The organism is Hyunsoonleella aquatilis (assembly GCF_014270105.1).
Classification (GTDB): Bacteria; Bacteroidota; Bacteroidia; order Flavobacteriales; family Flavobacteriaceae; genus Jejuia; species Jejuia aquatilis.
This window is the reverse complement of record NZ_JACNMF010000001.1, coordinates 404,670-420,742: the sequence shown is the minus strand read 5'-3', so window position 1 is coordinate 420,742 and position 16,073 is coordinate 404,670. Positions and strand designations below refer to the sequence as shown.

Here is a 16,073-nt window from a genome sequence, read left to right as displayed (position 1 = left end):
GGCTTTCACTACTCGCTCTCTTCGAGGAGCTCAAACAGGCCGTTTAATCCCTAACGCAGAATCCAAAATTTTCAAGACTATTAGAACTTAAGAAAGTACAATGACGAAAGTAAAAACACAATCCCTTCATAAACGCGAAAGCGCTTTGGCCAATAGCAAACGGCAAATGGAAATCCTCTCAAACGGTATTTTCCAAAATGGGGAATTACCAAAGTTTGCCTCAAAAATCGCTGAAACCAATCAGTTTCCGCTCAAGGCGCAAAAACTGGAAATCCTGCAAATCAACGTAGGCTATATGTGCAACCAAGTGTGCACGCATTGCCATGTAGATGCCGGCCCCGACAGAAAAGAAATCATGACCAAAGACACCATGCAACAATGTCTGGAAGTGATTAAAAACACTGGCGCGCACACCTTGGATTTAACGGGCGGCGCACCCGAAATGAACCCTAATTTCCGATGGTTTGTGGAGGAAGCAGCAAAAGCAGGTATCAAAGATTTTATTGTACGTTCTAACTTGACGATTATTCGAGCCAATAAAAAATATCACGACTTACCTACATTCTTTAAAAAACATAATGTGCATGTCGTTAGCTCCATGCCCCATTGGACACGGGGAAAAACAGATAAACAACGTGGTGACGGGGTATTTGACGCTTCCATTGAGGCACTAAAAATGTTGAATGCCGAAGGTTATGGCATGCCGGGCAGCGGTTTGCGTTTGGATTTGGTGTACAATCCCTCGGGAGCTTTTTTACCCGGTGATCAAGCCTCAATGGAGAAAGACTTTAAAAAGGCACTTTTAGAGGATTTTGATATCCATTTTCATAACCTTTTCGCCATAACAAATTTACCAATTTCAAGATTCTTGGATTATTTAATTGCCTCTGAAAATTATGAGGATTACATGTATCAATTGGTTGAAGCCTATAACCCCATGGCAGTAGCAAATGTAATGTGCACCAACACACTTTCTGTAAGTTGGGACGGCTATTTGTACGACTGCGATTTTAACCAAATGCTGGAATTGCCTGTAAATAGCAAGGTGAAACACATTTCAGACTATAATGAAAATCTTTTAGAAGGCAGGAATATTGTAATTTCGCAACATTGTTATGGATGCACTGCTGGTGCCGGAAGTAGTTGCCAGGGTACAGTTGCATAAATTCTTCAGATGAAAAACATAATACTACTTTTATTTATTTGTAGTGCTTTTGCAGGGTTTTCCCAAAAGAAATTGGCTAAGCTTTTGAAGCAGCAAAACACAGAATCCATCCCCTATATTTCGGTGGACTCTTTGTATCAAATACAAAACGAGGTCATTCTATTAGATTCGAGAGAAGAAAAAGAATTCAAAACCAGTCATTTAAAAGATGCCATTTGTGTAGGCTACGACCATTTCAATCTGGAAAACACAATAAACCAACTGCCCGATAAAAACGTCAAAATAGTGGTGTACTGTTCTTTAGGCATCCGTTCCGAGGATATTGCCGAAAAACTAAAAAAGGCAGGATACACTAATGTTTTAAATTTATATGGCGGTATTTTTGAATGGAAAAACAATGACCTGGAAGTCCTAAATTCAAAAGAAATCCCCACGGATTCGATTCATACATTTTCGGCATCATGGAGCAAATGGCTCAAAAAAGGCATAAAGGTATATGACTAAAGGTCTCGTCATCGTTTTTGTAAAAAATATTAAGCTTGGCACAGTAAAAACCCGATTGGCCAAAACCATTGGCAATCAAGGTGCTTTTGAAGTTTATAAAGAATTAGTGGATATTACCGAAAAGGCGACATCCGAGGTTGAAGCAGATAAGCGCATTTATTTTTCAGATGCCATTTTGGACACCAAATGGGTCGGTTTCGAAAAGTTTGTACAACAAGGTGAAGACTTAGGTACCAGAATGAAAAACGCCTTCGGCCAAGGATTTGCGGATGGATATGAGCGAATCGTTTTAATTGGATCGGATTTACCGGATATCAATGCCTCTCATATCTACAATGGGCTAAAAGCCTTGGAGCATTCTGAAACAGTATTTGGCCCAGCGATAGACGGGGGTTATTATTTGATTGGACTCTCTAAAATCCACGATTGCGTCTTCGAAAACAAACCTTGGAGCCAGTCTATTTTGCTTCAAGAAACTTTAAGCGAATTAAAGTCAAAAAACATTACATTTAGTATTTTAGAAACCTTGAATGATATTGACACATTTGAAGATCTTATCGCTTCTGATTTTTACAAATCGAACGCGGAACTTCAAGAAAAAATCAAACAATTGAATGATTAAGTTTATAAACGAAACGGTAGACTATCTAAAAGAAAAAGGCTTTGACAGCCCTGAAATTGGCATCATTTTAGGCACCGGACTTGGGCAACTCATCAATGACGTTGAAGTTTTAAAAGAAGTAAGTTATAACCACATTCCCAACTTCCCTACTGCTACTGTTGAGTTCCACAAGGGCAAGTTAATTTTCGGAAAACTGGCCGGAAAAAAAGTCGTAGTAATGCAGGGGCGTTTTCATTTATATGAAGGCTACAGTTTACAGGATGTCACCTATCCAGTTCGAATTATGGAACAATTGGGCATTAAAACTCTTTTAGTTTCGAATGCCGCAGGTGCTATCAATTTGAATTTCAAAAAAGGGGAATTAATGCTGATAGAAGATCACATCAACCTTCAAGGAAGTTCGCCATTGGCGTTCAAAGGCGTGTCCCAATTCGGGGAACGCTTTGTGGATATGAGTGCGCCTTATGATGCCGGCATCAATACCAAGTTTAAAAGCATTGCAAAATCCAAAGGCATCAAATTGCACGAAGGCGTCTACGTTAGCGTTGTTGGCCCCCAACTGGAAACCCGCGCCGAATATAGAATGTTGAAAATTATGGGTGCCGATGCCGTTGGAATGAGCACGGTACCTGAAATCATAGTCGCCAATCATTTAAAATTGAAAGTGGCCGCCGTGTCAGTTTTAACAGATGAATGCGACCCAGATAATTTGGAACCCGTAAATATTGAGGAAATCATAGCGATGGCTACCAAAGCGGAACCCGATATGGTGCACCTCTTCAAAGAATTAATAGAATCTTTATAGTAAACAGTTGGCAGTGGCAGTATGCAGTCCACGGAAAACGACATACTGAACACCGTCAACTGAATACTGATCACTGAACACTGAATACTGAACACTGAAAAATGAGCACATACCTAGACACGACCCACGACGTATATAAAGAAGCCGCTTTAACCCCCGATGTAGGCTTATGTTGCACCACCAATCCTATTTGGGAATTGCCAGGACTGAAAATCCCGAAAATCATGCAGGAGATGAATTATGGCTGTGGCTCAACCGTTCATGCCAGAGATTTGACCAACAACCCAAAAATGCTTTATGTTGGCGTTGGTGGCGGCATGGAATTATTGCAGTTTTCCTATTTCAATCGCCAAAAAGGCGGTGTGATTGGCGTGGATGTGGTTGAGGAAATGCTGGAGGCCTCGAAAAAGAATTTCATAGAAGCCGAAAAACAAAACGAATGGTTTAAAAGTGAATTTGTAGAGCTCAAAAAAGGGGATGCCTTAAACTTGCCTGTTGAAGATAACAGCATAGATGTAGCAGCGCAAAATTGTTTATTTAACATTTTTAAAGCAGACGACTTAAAAAAGGCCATCGCTGAAATGTATCGTGTCCTAAAACCTCACGGAAGATTGGTAATGAGCGATCCTACCTGCGAGCAACCAATGAATGAAAACCTTCGCAACGACGACAGATTACGAGCCCTTTGCCTAAGCGGTAGCTTGCCTATTTCAGAATACGTTAAAATGTTAACCGATGCCGGTTTCGGCACGATTGAAATTAGGGCAAGAAAACCTTACAGAGTATTAAGTCCAAACCATTATGATACAGACGAGTTGATTTATATCGAATCTATTGAAGTAGCAGCCATTAAAGACCCTATGCCCGAAGACGGGCCCTGCGTTTTTACCGGGAAGGCTGCCATTTATTATGGCGAGGAGGAATTTGTGGACGATAAAAAGGGCCATATTTTATTGAAAAATCAACCCTTAGCAGTTTGTGATAAAACGGCCAAAGCTTTAGCCGATTTGGGTCGGGATGACATTTTTATCAGTGAATCTACCTATCATTATGACGGTGGAGGCTGTTGTTAATTTTTTAATTCAAAGAATATTCTTGTGATTGGATAAATATGTTGAGCTCATAAAAAATTCCTATTCTGGGTATTGGAACTATCTAAAAAATGAGATACTATTTCAAAACCACTGGGACAATTATTTTTATGGTTTAATCGGTATTTCCCTGTTGGTTTGGTGTTTGGAACTATGGTTTCCTTGGCGGAAGGACCAACCCATATTCCGGAAGGATTTTTGGCTGGACACCTTTTATATGTTCTTCAATTTCTTTTTGTTAAATCTTATCATTTTAATCGCCCTTTCCAATGTAGCTTCGGAACTTTTAAACGATGCCTTGTCAGGTATTGGACTAGCGCTTTCCGACTTTCAATTGTTTGATTCCGATGATCTTCCAAAATGGTTGGGTCTGTTAATTTTCTTTTTGGTCAGTGATTTTGTGCAGTGGAATACACATCGGCTCCTACATCGGATTCCTTTTCTTTGGAATTTTCATAAAGTGCACCATTCCGTAAAGGAAATGGGCTTCGCGGCACATCTGCGATACCATTGGATGGAGCCCGTGGTTTATAAATCCTTGTTATATATTCCTTTGGCACTAATCGCCAACTACAATGCACAGGATGTCGCCATCGTCTATTTTTTTGCCATTGCAATCGGCCATTTAAACCATGCCAATTTGGGATGGAACTACGGCGTGCTCAAGTTTGTTTTTAACAACCCAAAGATGCATATTTGGCACCATGCCAAAGATTTACCAAAACATGTTAGGTTTGGTGTCAACTACGGACTAACCCTGAGTATTTGGGATTATATTTTTAATACGGATTATATCCCGTATAACGGAAAAGATATTGAACTGGGCTTTAAAGGTGACGAATCCTTTCCCAAGGATTTTATAAAACAAGAACTGTATCCGCTTATGTCAGAAAGTGAAGAGGCAAATTAATCTGGAAATCTAAGCTTCAAATGAAATACCTACTAATTTTTGTTTTTTTAGTCCTTATGATATCCTGTTCCGGGACTAAAAAAACGGTCGCTAAGGCACCTTCAACTTCCGCTCCAAAACCCTCTATAAGCTCAGACACTTTACAGTCACCCTCTACGGATATCCCTGAAATCATAGATTCGTTGGATGTTAATGCGTCCGAAAAGCACACCGAAATTATTGAGGAATCTATTCAAAAAGATGACACGGATTCTGCAAATTTTAGTCATTCTACTTTTAATGATTTACTTCAAAAACATGTTTCAGAACTTGGAAATGTAAATTACCAAGGCTTCAAATCCGATAGGAAAAGTCTAAACAATTATATCAAAGAACTCGACAAAAACTTGCCAAACAACAACACTCCCAAACAAGAAAAACTCGCCTATTGGATCAATGCCTACAACGCCATGACCGTGGATTTGATTTTACGACATTACCCCGTAAAAAGCATTAAGGACATTAAAAACCCATGGAAACAGCGCCATTGGAAGCTGGGTGAAAAATGGTACAATTTGGATGAAATCGAGCATCAAATTTTAAGAAAAATGGACGAACCACGTATCCATTTTGCTATTGTTTGTGCGTCTTATTCATGTCCAAAACTTCAAAACGAAGCGTTCACCGCTTCCAATTTAGAAAAGCAATTGACGAAGGCTACAAAAGATTTTTTGAGTGATTCTGAAAGAAATATAATTTCAGAAAACCGGTTGGAGCTTTCCAAAATCTTTCAATGGTTTGGAAAGGATTTTAAGCAAAATGGTTCTTTGATTGATTTTCTGAATACATATTCTGAAGTAGGCATATCAAAAGAAGCAAAAATTCGTTTTAAGGATTATAATTGGGATTTGAATGAATGACACTAGCGTCATCCTGAATTTATTTCAGTATCTCATATAGATTCTGAATCGAGTTCAGAATGACAAAAATTTTTTTAAATGAACAAATTATCAATCATCATACCTGTTTTAAACGAAGCTAGCAACATAAAAAAACTGTTGCATCATCTCATTGAAAATGCATTTAATGCGAATGACTTGGAAATTATTATTTCAGACGGTGGTAGTTCCGATGGTACTTTGAACAAGATTTCTTCTTTTAGGCCTCACAAGTTTTTAAAACCTGTGAGGTCTAATGGCTCAAAAATTAAACTCATCCATTCCGAAAAAGGACGCCCCAAACAAATGAATACCGGAGCAAAACATGCTACGGGCAATGTACTTTACTTTTTGCATGCTGATTCCTATCCCCCAAAATATTTTGACCAATTTATTGTTGAAGCAGTTGAAAAAGACAAGCCAGCAGGCTGTTTTAGAATGCGTTTCGATAGCGACCATTGGTGGTTAAAATTGGCAGGTTGGTTAACTGCCCTGCCCTTTCGTGCATGCCGAGGCGGTGACCAAAGCCAGTTTATTACCCGTAAACTATTTAATGACATTGGTGGCTACGATGAAAACTTCACCATTTACGAAGACAACGATTTAATTAAAAAACTGTATCAAAAAAAGCAGTTTGTTGTCATACCTAAATGGTTAACAACTTCGGCAAGATGCTATCGAAAACATGGCATATGGAAAACCCAATATCATTTTTGGCGTATCCATTTAAAAAATAGGATGGGTGCCTCGGCACAGGAACTGATTTGTTACTACAAAGAAAATTTGGTAAACGCCTAAGAGCGGTTTCTTCCCATTTCATCGGGATACAAATCTTTCACCACATCGCTTTGAAAAACCTCTTTCGTGTCAATATTTATGGCTGAAAGCGGGCCAAAAAAGGCAGCACCCGTATCGATATTCCAGACGTTTATGGCGTTCATTGGTTCGTAGCGTTTGTAGTTGATGGTTGGTGTGTGCCCAATGTAGATTTCATTGTAATGGGTGAGCCTCTTTGGATATAGTTCGGAATTCTTTTCAATGCGTTTATCCATTGTGAGTGCCATTTCCCAAAGGGTACGGTCAAAATACAAAGTGGTTTTGAACACTTCTTTTTCCACACCGTGCATTGAAGTAAAACCTGCGTGAAGAAACAATCGGTTTTCTTCATCCAAATGGAACATTTTTAGATTTTCAAAAAATGCTAAATGCTTTGTTTTTTGGGCATCGCTAAAACCTTCATAGCTTTCCATGGTTTCCTTTCCGCCATGCATATACCAAACTTTATTGACATCGCCATCGCGCAACCACTCCTCGCACCAAACGTCATGGTTACCTTTGATGAAGATACATTCGAACTTTTCGGATAGTTCAATTAAAAACTGAACCACTTGAGCAGATTCGCTCCAGCCATCCACGTAATCTCCCATAAAAATTAGGCGGTCTTCCTCCTTGATTTGCAGTTTGTTTAAAAGTTCAACCAACGCTTTTAGGCCACCGTGAATGTCTCCTATTGCAAATATCCTCATGCTGTTTCATTTTTCCACAAAGCTAGTAGTTTCTAAAAAATAAACATTCATACGTAAATCAAATTAAGATTAAAAAAAAGAATTTATAGAGCATATATTCCATTATTCTACAGACTTTAAGTATATTTAGTTGCAAATAACTAAACCACCAAAATCAACAATTCATTGGAAATCAAAAAAGTACTCGTTGCCAATCGTGGCGAAATCGCTATTAGAATTTTTAGGGCCTGCACAGAAATCAATTTAAAAACTATTGGTATTTACACTTATGAAGACCGATATTCCCTCCACAGGTACAAATCGGACGAATCCTACCAAATCGGTGAAGACAATGAACCTCTAAAACCTTATTTGGATATAAGTGCCATTATAAAAATTGCTCTTGATAACGGTGCAGATGCCATTCATCCCGGATATGGATTTTTATCCGAAAATGCTAATTTCGCAAAAGCCTGTAAAGACAACGGAATTATTTTTATTGGCCCAAATGTGTCTGTTCTAAAGGCTTTGGGCGATAAAATTACGGCAAAACAAGTTGCTGTTGATAATAATATTCCGATCATTAGGAGCAACGAAAAACCCCTAAAAAATATAGAGGTTGCCATTTCTGAAGCAGAAAAAATTGGTTATCCTATTATGTTAAAAGCGTCGTCTGGTGGTGGCGGTCGTGGGATGCGAGTCATCAGGGAAGAAGAAGAACTGAGAAAAGCATATAACGAGAGTAAACGAGAGGCATTGAATGCCTTTGGCGACGATACTGTGTTTTTAGAAAAATTTGTTGAAAACCCAAAGCACATTGAAATACAGATAGTTGCAGATAGTCATGGAAACATGGTGCATTTATTTGAAAGGGATTGCTCCGTGCAGAGGCGCTACCAAAAAGTGATTGAGTTTGCACCCTCCTATGGTTTGAAGGACGAAACCAAACAAGCATTGTACGACTATGCCATAAAAATTTGCAAAGCAGTAAACTATAACAACATTGGTACTGTAGAATTTTTAGTAGAAGATGATGACATATACTTTATTGAAGTCAACCCAAGGGTACAGGTAGAGCATACTGTAACGGAAGTTATTACCAACATTGATTTGATAAAAACACAACTTTTTATTGCCGGGGGTTACAGACTATCAGATGAACAAATAAAAATACCAAACCAAGAATCTTTAAAAATTAATGGATTTGCCCTTCAATGTCGTGTAACTACGGAAGACCCCCAAAACGATTTTAAACCGGACTATGGCACAGTTTCCGCTTATAGAAGTGCATCGGGGTTTGGCATTCGATTAGACGCTGGTAGTATTTATCAGGGCGCGAAAATATCGCCCTTTTTCGATTCTATGCTGGTAAAAGTTACCGCACATGGCCGGACACTTGATGGTGCCAGTAGAAAAATCCGCCGGGCATTGGCCGAATTCAGGATTCGAGGCGTAAAAACAAACATGCCCTTTCTTGATAATATTCTAAAGCACAGCACCTTTAGACAAGGCTTGGTAACGGTTAATTTTATAAAATCAAACCCGGATTTATTCGTCTTTAAAGCACCCAGAAACAGAGCAACAAAATTGATTACCTATTTAGGCGATGTTATTGTTAACGGCAATCCTGACGTTAAAAAGAAGGACCCTAATAAAACCTTCGTTAAACCAAGTGTACCCAAGTTTGATGCCAATGCCCAATACCCAGAAGGCACTAAAGACTTGTTGAACAAAATGGGACCCGATAAGTTTGCACAATGGTTATTAAATGAAAAGAAAATTCATTTTACGGATACCACTATGCGCGATGCCCACCAGAGTTTATTGGCTACAAGAATGCGCACCTTCGACATGCTGAAAGTAGCTGAAGGCTATGCCAAAAATCATTCTGATATTTTCAGTATGGAAGTTTGGGGCGGTGCTACATTTGATGTTTGCCTACGCTTTCTTCAAGAGAATCCTTGGGAAAGACTGCGATTGTTGCGAAAAGCTATGCCCAATCTACTGTTACAGATGCTCATAAGAGGCTCCAACGGTGTTGGCTACAAGGCATACTCAGATAATATTATAGGTGAATTCGTAGAAAAATCCTGGAAAAACGGCGTTGATGTATTCAGGATTTTCGATTCGCTCAACTGGATGAAATCCTTGGGCCCTTGTATAGAACATGTGAGAACTCGAACGAAAGGTTTGGCCGAGGGCTCCATTTGTTACACTAATGATATTCTCAATCCTGATAACAAAAAATACAACTTAAACTATTATGTAAATCTTGCCAAAGAAATTGAAGGAGCCGGTGCCCATATTTTGGGCGTAAAGGATATGGCGGGCCTATTAAAGCCCTATGCCGCTTACGAGCTTATTTCAGCATTAAAGTCCGAATTGAAAATTCCCATCCATCTGCATACCCATGACACTTCGTCCATTCAGGCGGCAACATACTTAAAAGCTATTGAAGCTGGTGTTGACGTAGTCGATGTCGCCCTTGGCGGTTTATCTGGTTTAACATCTCAACCTAACTTCAATTCACTGGTAGAGATGATGAAATTTCACGAAAGGGCAAGCGACATAAACATAGATTCCCTAAACGAATATTCTAATTATTGGGAGGCGGTCAGGGAATATTATTATCCTTTTGAATCTGGGTTAAAAGCAGGATCCGGAGAGGTTTACAAGCATGAAATACCTGGAGGACAATATTCAAATTTGAAACCGCAGGCACAAGGTTTAGGACTGGAGGCACGTTTTCATGAAATCACCAAAATGTACGGAGAGGTAAACAAACTTTTTGGCGATATAATCAAGGTTACCCCCAGCTCTAAAGTGGTTGGTGATATGGCCCAGTATTTAGTAAGTAATAATTTATCTATTCAAGATGTCATCGAGCGTGGCGACAGCATTTCATTTCCGCAATCGGTGGTGGATCTGTTTAAAGGCGAATTAGGACAGCCAGTAGGCGGATTCCCTAAAAAGCTTCAAAAACTGGTGCTGAAGGATCAAAAACCTTATACTGATAGACCCAATGCACACATGCCCCCGGTAGATATTGAAAAGGAATATCAAGCCTTCAAAAAAATATTTGAACACGATTTAAGCAGAAATATAGACTTTACGGATTTCTTATCCTATCAGCTTTATCCAAAGGTGTTTACGGATGCTTACAATAAGCATTTAAAATATGACAATCTTATGAACCTGCCCACCAAAAATTTCTTTTACGGCATGGACATAGGCGAGGAAATCATTGTCCATTTAGATAAAGGAAAAACCTTATTGGTAACCCTGGACTCCATTGGCAAACCTAATGATGACGGTATGGTTACCGTTTATTTTAAAGTAAACGGACAAGGCAGAAGTGTGCAAATCAAGGACACTTCAATCAAGATAGATAAAGTGGAAAATGTAAAGGTCAATAAGGACGACGAGCATCAAATTGGGGCTCCTCTGCAAGGGATGCTATCCACTATTCTGGTAAAACGCGGTGAAAAAGTTGTAAAAAACCAGCCTTTATTTATCATCGAAGCCATGAAGATGGAAACTACAATTACGGCCACAACGGATGCCACAGTTAAAAAGATTGTTTTAAAAACTGGAATTATGGTAAATTCTGATGATTTGGTGATCGTTTTGGAATAGGATGTTTTAAAAATATTGCCCAATACCAAACACAAAACCTTTGGTGGCATTTTCGCTGATACCATAGCCATAATCTATCCTGAAGATTGCATTATAGATTTTTTTATGGATAAAACGCAGGCCCAATCCTGGATACACCTTAACGTTATCAGCCTTACTAAAATCACCAAAATCACCACCGGGATTGCGCCATGAACCGGCATCAACAAACACATTCCCCTGAAGTACAAACCAGTTTTTCTCATACAGGGTATGTCGATATTCGGTATTCAGTACGACGACCCCGGTACCCCTATCGATGGTGTTCCCAACACCCCTGACATTCAAATTATTATCAACAGAAAATGGCGCAAAAGGCGTTTCGTCATTTGAAGATAACCCCATTCGTAATCTATTGGCCCAATTGCCCCGTTCCCCAATTCTTTTAAAATAGAAAAAATCGTTCCATCCGATAAAAAAATCTGGCAACATCGCGTCCATTGAGGTAACGTATTGCAGGTTTAAAATACTTCGAAACCCGTCAACGTACTGGTAAAAATAATCGAGGTTATTGAACTCGTAAATGCCTTTTAAGAGCCATTTATGCACCTTCAATTCGGGCCTGTTATTCACATTATCCCCTCTAAATTGGTAATCCTCAGTAAAATAATTCACACCCAACTCAAAACGATTATTGAAATTTAAGCGATACAGCCCTAAAATTTCATAGCTCTCATTATTGTATTTATATTGATCGTCTTCGGTTCTGTCATCAAAAAACACAGGTTCCAGAGTGGTCAAATCCTGATAATTCACAGCGAGTCCAAAATGCCTCGAAAACAAAAATGGTGCCCTAAAATTTATGGCGTATGAATCGTAAACATCCTTCTGGTAAAAACCTCCAAAAATGATATTTCTCCCAAAGGTATTGAATTCGTAAAGCCCAATGCGATAAGCAAATTCGTCATTATCCGTGGTATAAAAATTGACTGAAGGAATCAAGGTGAAATTTTCCTCGATGTTATAAAACACGTTGTATTTGCCATCTTCAGCTAGAAATACTTGATACGACGCATGGGATATGGAAGGCAGTCGCTTTAAAAGTTTTATATCGGCATCAATCCGAAGGGAATCCAATACATCACCCGCTTTTATGGAAGCGATTTTTTTTATAAAAGACGTCTTCAATTTTTCGTTGCCCTGAACCTTTACATCGGCAACAATAGCGTTCTGAGCCTTCAAACAGAAAGAAACACCTAAAAGAAAACCAAAAAACAGGATTTTGTTCATCATTCGGCCACAAATGGGGTCATAATTACCTCGTTTACCCAATTATCCAAGCTGACGTCCATCAATGTAAATACGTAAGTTTCACCTTTTACAAGATTTGGTGGGGTACCTTGGGTAACATTCAAAACTACGTTATTTAAATTATAATATTGGAATTTATTTTCTTGGGTATAGGTTCCGGATAGGAATTGAAGGTCTTCAGTTGCAATAACTTGAAAGAAAATAGCATTGTTTTCAACGGAATTAATGTCCCATGAAAATACCGGCATTAGTGACTCTTCTTGATTAATGGATACAACATCGCTCCAAGTGGTTGGTTGCGAAAACACCTTTGAGCGAATGGGCGTGGATATTTCAATAGTGTTATCCAATTCAAAAGTTACGACAAACCATTTACTTTGGGAGCGGATTTTAAATACTTGCATCGCGCCTTGAAATAACGGTTCGGAATTCAAATTCACCAATTGATATTTAGAAAAATCTTTCCCATCCTCAGCAAAGGATTCGTAAAGCCTAAAATCTGTTGACCCCATTTCGGGATAGAAATACACATTAATCAAATCGGGCGCCTCATTATCACTTGCCGAGCAAGCAATGACTTCATTTTCGCTAAAGGTTTTATCGCTAATGAATTCGGATAAAATATGTTCATTATTAAACAGGATGGATTCCGAATCATCGGACACGCACGACATTAAAAAACTAACAAATAATAGTGTAATTAAACTTCTCATCGGCTTGACTTAAAATAGTATTTTATAATAGTTTCTGCAGGCTTATTCTGCGGAGTGAACCTTGTATTTTTTTCTCCTCCAACATTTGTGTGGTCAATAAACCATTTCCAAACAAAACCGCCTGAAAACCAGTCTTCTTTCCAAAAGGTTTTAAACAGGGCCTTTGTGGCATTGGCCTGGGCCTCTAAATTTACAGCCCCCATATTTCTATCACTTTTCCAGGGCTCTCTACCAGTAAAATCAACACTTCTGTATCCGAATTCAGTAAACAATACAGGTTTATCGACCGCCTCGGATAATTCACGAATTATGTTCACATGGGGTTTCCAGCCCTCCAAGCACTCTTCTAAAGTTGGAGTTTTGCTGTCGCTCACGGGAAAATAGGCGTCAATCCCAATAAAGTCCATCTCATTCCAAAATGGCGTGCGTTTGAACTCATCCCAATTAGCTGCATACGTCAACTTTCCTTTGTACATTTTTCTTATTTTCAAAACCAACTGATGCCAATACTCTGGTCTGTGTTTAATAAATCGCTCCAGTTCGGTGCCGATACAAAATATTTCAACTTTTAGCTCTTCCGCTAACTGAGCATACTCTAAAATGAATTTTGAATACGACGCTTCCAAAGTGGTCCAATCCGTTTCATTATTCATTTCGATAAATCCAGTGAACTCGCCATGCCACACCCAAATCTGAGGTTTCAGCATGATTTTAATATTCTTTTTTCTCAATTCACCCACATATTGCCGAGCTCCATTTGCTGTCTCTCCAAACCATTGCCTGTGGGTATTGTAAACAATATTCGGGTGTTTCAAATCCCGAATAAATCCAAAAGGCATAATGGCAACATAATTTGCCTTGACATCCACTACAGGTTTTACATGAGCTTCAGACACCTCAGCATTGGCCGCCACAAAGCTTACGCCGTTGATTTTGTCGCTTTGCGCTGTACAAGCTTCCAGGCTGATACATAAAATGAGAAAAAGGAGCTTAAATAATCGCATTTACATAGCAATATAAAAACTCCTAAGTTACTATTTTTTGGGTTTTGTTTTTTAGAACAACGCCCTTATACCGATATTAAAGGTTTGGCCCAAGCCAGTGGCTTTACCAAAGGCAAAATTGGAATACAAAAATTCAATATTCAATTCGTCTGTTAATTGATATTTAGCACCACCTCCAAAAATAGTCGCATTTTGATTAAAATCGTTTGCCCCTTGGTCATTGCCACCAAAAGAAATCAACTGAAGGTGTTGCACCAAACCAAGTACAGTAAACTTTGAGCTTGGAAAATAACTCAAGAACACACCTGGAGTTAAGCGCAAACTGTTGTAGGCAAAACTTGCTTGCTCTCCAAAATTATATTCCGTGTTCAATTCAGTAAACAATTGCCAATCTCCACCTGCAAAACTGTAATCGTAGAAGAATCTATTTTGAAAAATGAATCCATCTTGGTCCAAGAACACCCCATCCTCGGTTTCATTATCGATGAGTGGAATATGAAATGCGGTTTGAATAGTGAAATTCCCCACACTTTTTATCGGGTTAAATTTAATTGCCGGTGCAAACGATGTTAAACCTGAGCGTGCTGTCCCTCTTTCGCCATCAAAAGAAAACACATCTAGAGCATTTCTGCCTCCAATGGCATTAGATCGAATCTCAAATAACAAACCAACGTTGAAATTGTTGTTTTCAGAGACACCGGTAAAAATATCAACTGAGGAGGTAAAAAATGTTTTTCTTGCAATATCCTGTTTTTGAGTACCCTCCTGATTTCCAAACAAATCCTTGGTTTCGGTATATAAATTGTTGAACCATTTAATGTCCCACTGCCCTTTTTTCAACAGAATTGAAGGGGTATAGGTTTGAATGACACTGCGCTTTTCTTCTTGATCATCTTCCTGGGAATATCCGTTAAACGAAATGGTAATTAATACTAATACTGCTATTATCTTTTTCATTGTTTTAATTTTTGGTTTATTGGTTTTTCTCAGACCTGTCAGGTTTTGAAAACCTGACAGGTCTTTCAGTGTTCTATTGTTTATTAATTGTCCAGTCATAGGGGAAGTAACTCAGCTTCCATTTGCCTTCCAGTTTTTCGGTTCTATACTGATTGATAAAATCGATTTCGTCTGTATCTTTTGTTTTAAAATCTTCTTTATACCACTCCATAATTTGAGACACTTGCACTCGATTTTTCTTGGCATTCACTCTAATAAAATCTCCATTAATGGCTTTTTTAGTTTGGGTTTCCAATTGAGCATCCAAAGTGTCGGGCATGTATGCCTCGTTAATTAAAGGTGGGCACCCAACGGCACCGCAAACCAACACAAAATGAAACCTTGGCTCCGTAAAATTACCTCTTAGCAATTTATGTTCTATGTCATTTAAAGTGATGCTTTTGCCTCCAACACTGTGTTTCGTTTTATCAAAAAATCCAGCATTGTCCAAAGGTGATTTTGTGGGGTATTTATCGATCAGCCCCTTAATTACAGATAAATTATAAGCGTTAATCCAAAAGGCTTGATAGTTTTTGGCATTGTCTTTTGAAACTGAAATCCCTTCGGCAATTTTTAAAACTTCATTCAACTGTGAAGGGTCTTTATGGATATTATCATAAGCTACCCTTCCGTTTGCTACATTGGCTTTAAAAAAAGCATCTGCCTTATTAAAAAATGTTTTTAAGTCCTGCGCGGTAGCTGAAAAACTAACTGTGAAGATGACTAATATAGCGATATATTTTTTCATTTTTATCGATTTGAATTTTAATTTTCTGAAACCTAAGTCTGACGTATTTTAAGAAACTTTCAAAAAAAATAAGAAATTTTTAGCGTCTTAAAACTGTAAAACTCCTTACAAAAATAGGTCAATTTAAACTTGTTCTAAATTAGGGGCTTGCATTTAAGTTCTTATCT

At 38.5% G+C, this 16,073-nt stretch carries 15 protein-coding genes; 9 read left to right on the top strand and 6 right to left on the bottom strand.

What is annotated here, in order from left to right; all coding sequences use genetic code 11:
• Positions 1-100: 100 nt before the first annotated feature.
• From arsS to H7U19_RS01785, 8 genes are all read left to right on the top strand, one after another.
• A complete protein-coding gene (gene arsS / locus H7U19_RS01820; RefSeq protein ID WP_186558131.1) occupies positions 101-1,165 on the top strand; it encodes an arsenosugar biosynthesis radical SAM (seleno)protein ArsS in 1,065 nt (354 codons plus the stop codon).
• A 9-nt stretch (positions 1,166-1,174) separates the two neighbouring features.
• Complete coding sequence (locus tag H7U19_RS01815) at positions 1,175-1,669, top strand: rhodanese-like domain-containing protein (RefSeq protein ID WP_186558130.1); 495 nt, start codon at positions 1,175-1,177, stop codon at positions 1,667-1,669.
• Positions 1,662-2,291 (top strand): TIGR04282 family arsenosugar biosynthesis glycosyltransferase, encoded by a 630-nt coding sequence (locus tag H7U19_RS01810; protein WP_186558129.1) that lies wholly within the window; start codon positions 1,662-1,664, stop codon positions 2,289-2,291. The genes H7U19_RS01815 and H7U19_RS01810 overlap by 8 nt, the downstream gene beginning before the upstream one ends.
• Positions 2,284-3,096, top strand: a complete 813-nt coding sequence (locus H7U19_RS01805) for a purine-nucleoside phosphorylase (RefSeq protein ID WP_186558128.1) — start codon at positions 2,284-2,286, stop codon at positions 3,094-3,096. Before H7U19_RS01810 ends, H7U19_RS01805 begins: the two co-directional genes overlap by 8 nt.
• Before the next feature lie 101 nt (positions 3,097-3,197).
• Positions 3,198-4,169, top strand: a complete 972-nt coding sequence (gene arsM, locus H7U19_RS01800; protein WP_186558127.1) for an arsenosugar biosynthesis arsenite methyltransferase ArsM — start codon at positions 3,198-3,200, stop codon at positions 4,167-4,169.
• A gap of 28 nt (positions 4,170-4,197) precedes the next feature.
• Positions 4,198-5,097, top strand: coding sequence for a sterol desaturase family protein (locus H7U19_RS01795; protein WP_186558126.1), 900 nt, complete (start codon positions 4,198-4,200; stop codon positions 5,095-5,097).
• A gap of 20 nt (positions 5,098-5,117) precedes the next feature.
• The gene (locus H7U19_RS01790; protein WP_186558125.1) at positions 5,118-5,996 is read left to right on the top strand and encodes a DUF547 domain-containing protein; all 879 of its coding nucleotides are present in this window, start codon (positions 5,118-5,120) and stop codon (positions 5,994-5,996) included.
• 78 nt (positions 5,997-6,074) lie between these two features.
• Complete coding sequence (locus H7U19_RS01785; RefSeq protein WP_186558124.1) at positions 6,075-6,812, top strand: TIGR04283 family arsenosugar biosynthesis glycosyltransferase; 738 nt, start codon at positions 6,075-6,077, stop codon at positions 6,810-6,812.
• Here H7U19_RS01785 and H7U19_RS01780 read toward each other — a convergent pair.
• Entirely contained in the window at positions 6,809-7,540 is a 732-nt protein-coding gene (locus H7U19_RS01780; RefSeq protein WP_186558123.1) for a metallophosphoesterase family protein, read from the bottom strand. The genes H7U19_RS01785 and H7U19_RS01780 overlap by 4 nt on opposite strands.
• A 165-nt stretch (positions 7,541-7,705) precedes the next feature.
• Here H7U19_RS01780 and H7U19_RS01775 point away from each other — a divergent pair, with 165 nt between their 5' ends.
• Positions 7,706-11,155: a pyruvate carboxylase gene (locus H7U19_RS01775; protein WP_186558122.1), complete on the top strand. Its 3,450-nt coding sequence runs from the start codon at positions 7,706-7,708 to the stop codon at positions 11,153-11,155.
• 6 nt (positions 11,156-11,161) lie between these two features.
• Here the strand turns inward: H7U19_RS01775 and H7U19_RS01770 are convergent, their stop codons facing one another.
• The 5 genes from H7U19_RS01770 to H7U19_RS01750 form a co-directional block, all read right to left on the bottom strand.
• Complete coding sequence (locus tag H7U19_RS01770; RefSeq protein WP_186559841.1) at positions 11,162-12,424, bottom strand: POTRA domain-containing protein; 1,263 nt, start codon at positions 12,422-12,424, stop codon at positions 11,162-11,164.
• Positions 12,424-13,158 (bottom strand): hypothetical protein, encoded by a 735-nt coding sequence (locus tag H7U19_RS01765; protein ID WP_186558121.1) that lies wholly within the window; start codon positions 13,156-13,158, stop codon positions 12,424-12,426. The genes H7U19_RS01770 and H7U19_RS01765 overlap by 1 nt, the downstream gene beginning before the upstream one ends.
• On the bottom strand, positions 13,155-14,162 hold the full coding sequence (locus H7U19_RS01760; protein ID WP_186558120.1) for a glycoside hydrolase family 113: 1,008 nt from the start codon (positions 14,160-14,162) through the stop codon (positions 13,155-13,157). The genes H7U19_RS01765 and H7U19_RS01760 overlap by 4 nt, the downstream gene beginning before the upstream one ends.
• Positions 14,163-14,213: 51 nt before the next feature.
• The gene (locus H7U19_RS01755) at positions 14,214-15,119 is read right to left on the bottom strand and encodes a hypothetical protein (RefSeq protein WP_186558119.1); all 906 of its coding nucleotides are present in this window, start codon (positions 15,117-15,119) and stop codon (positions 14,214-14,216) included.
• Between the two features lie 73 nt (positions 15,120-15,192).
• Positions 15,193-15,906 (bottom strand): DUF547 domain-containing protein, encoded by a 714-nt coding sequence (locus H7U19_RS01750; RefSeq protein ID WP_186558118.1) that lies wholly within the window; start codon positions 15,904-15,906, stop codon positions 15,193-15,195.
• Between the last annotated feature and the right edge of the window lie 167 nt (positions 15,907-16,073).

What these genes read in the sequence shown, in the direction of transcription:
- H7U19_RS01805 (WP_186558128.1), top strand. Translation starts at nt 2,284, where the DNA reads ATGATTAAGTTTATAAACGAAACGGTAGACTATCTAAAAGAAAAAGGC.
- arsS (WP_186558131.1), top strand. Translation starts at nt 101, where the DNA reads ATGACGAAAGTAAAAACACAATCCCTTCATAAACGCGAAAGCGCTTTG.
- H7U19_RS01750 (WP_186558118.1), bottom strand. Translation starts at nt 15,906, where the DNA reads ATGAAAAAATATATCGCTATATTAGTCATCTTCACAGTTAGTTTTTCA.
- arsM (WP_186558127.1), top strand. Translation starts at nt 3,198, where the DNA reads ATGAGCACATACCTAGACACGACCCACGACGTATATAAAGAAGCCGCT.
- H7U19_RS01770 (WP_186559841.1), bottom strand. Translation starts at nt 12,424, where the DNA reads ATGAACAAAATCCTGTTTTTTGGTTTTCTTTTAGGTGTTTCTTTCTGT.
- H7U19_RS01790 (WP_186558125.1), top strand. Translation starts at nt 5,118, where the DNA reads ATGAAATACCTACTAATTTTTGTTTTTTTAGTCCTTATGATATCCTGT.
- H7U19_RS01760 (WP_186558120.1), bottom strand. Translation starts at nt 14,162, where the DNA reads ATGCGATTATTTAAGCTCCTTTTTCTCATTTTATGTATCAGCCTGGAA.
- H7U19_RS01780 (WP_186558123.1), bottom strand. Translation starts at nt 7,540, where the DNA reads ATGAGGATATTTGCAATAGGAGACATTCACGGTGGCCTAAAAGCGTTG.
- H7U19_RS01785 (WP_186558124.1), top strand. Translation starts at nt 6,075, where the DNA reads ATGAACAAATTATCAATCATCATACCTGTTTTAAACGAAGCTAGCAAC.
- H7U19_RS01810 (WP_186558129.1), top strand. Translation starts at nt 1,662, where the DNA reads ATGACTAAAGGTCTCGTCATCGTTTTTGTAAAAAATATTAAGCTTGGC.
- H7U19_RS01815 (WP_186558130.1), top strand. Translation starts at nt 1,175, where the DNA reads ATGAAAAACATAATACTACTTTTATTTATTTGTAGTGCTTTTGCAGGG.
- H7U19_RS01755 (WP_186558119.1), bottom strand. Translation starts at nt 15,119, where the DNA reads ATGAAAAAGATAATAGCAGTATTAGTATTAATTACCATTTCGTTTAAC.
- H7U19_RS01765 (WP_186558121.1), bottom strand. Translation starts at nt 13,158, where the DNA reads ATGAGAAGTTTAATTACACTATTATTTGTTAGTTTTTTAATGTCGTGC.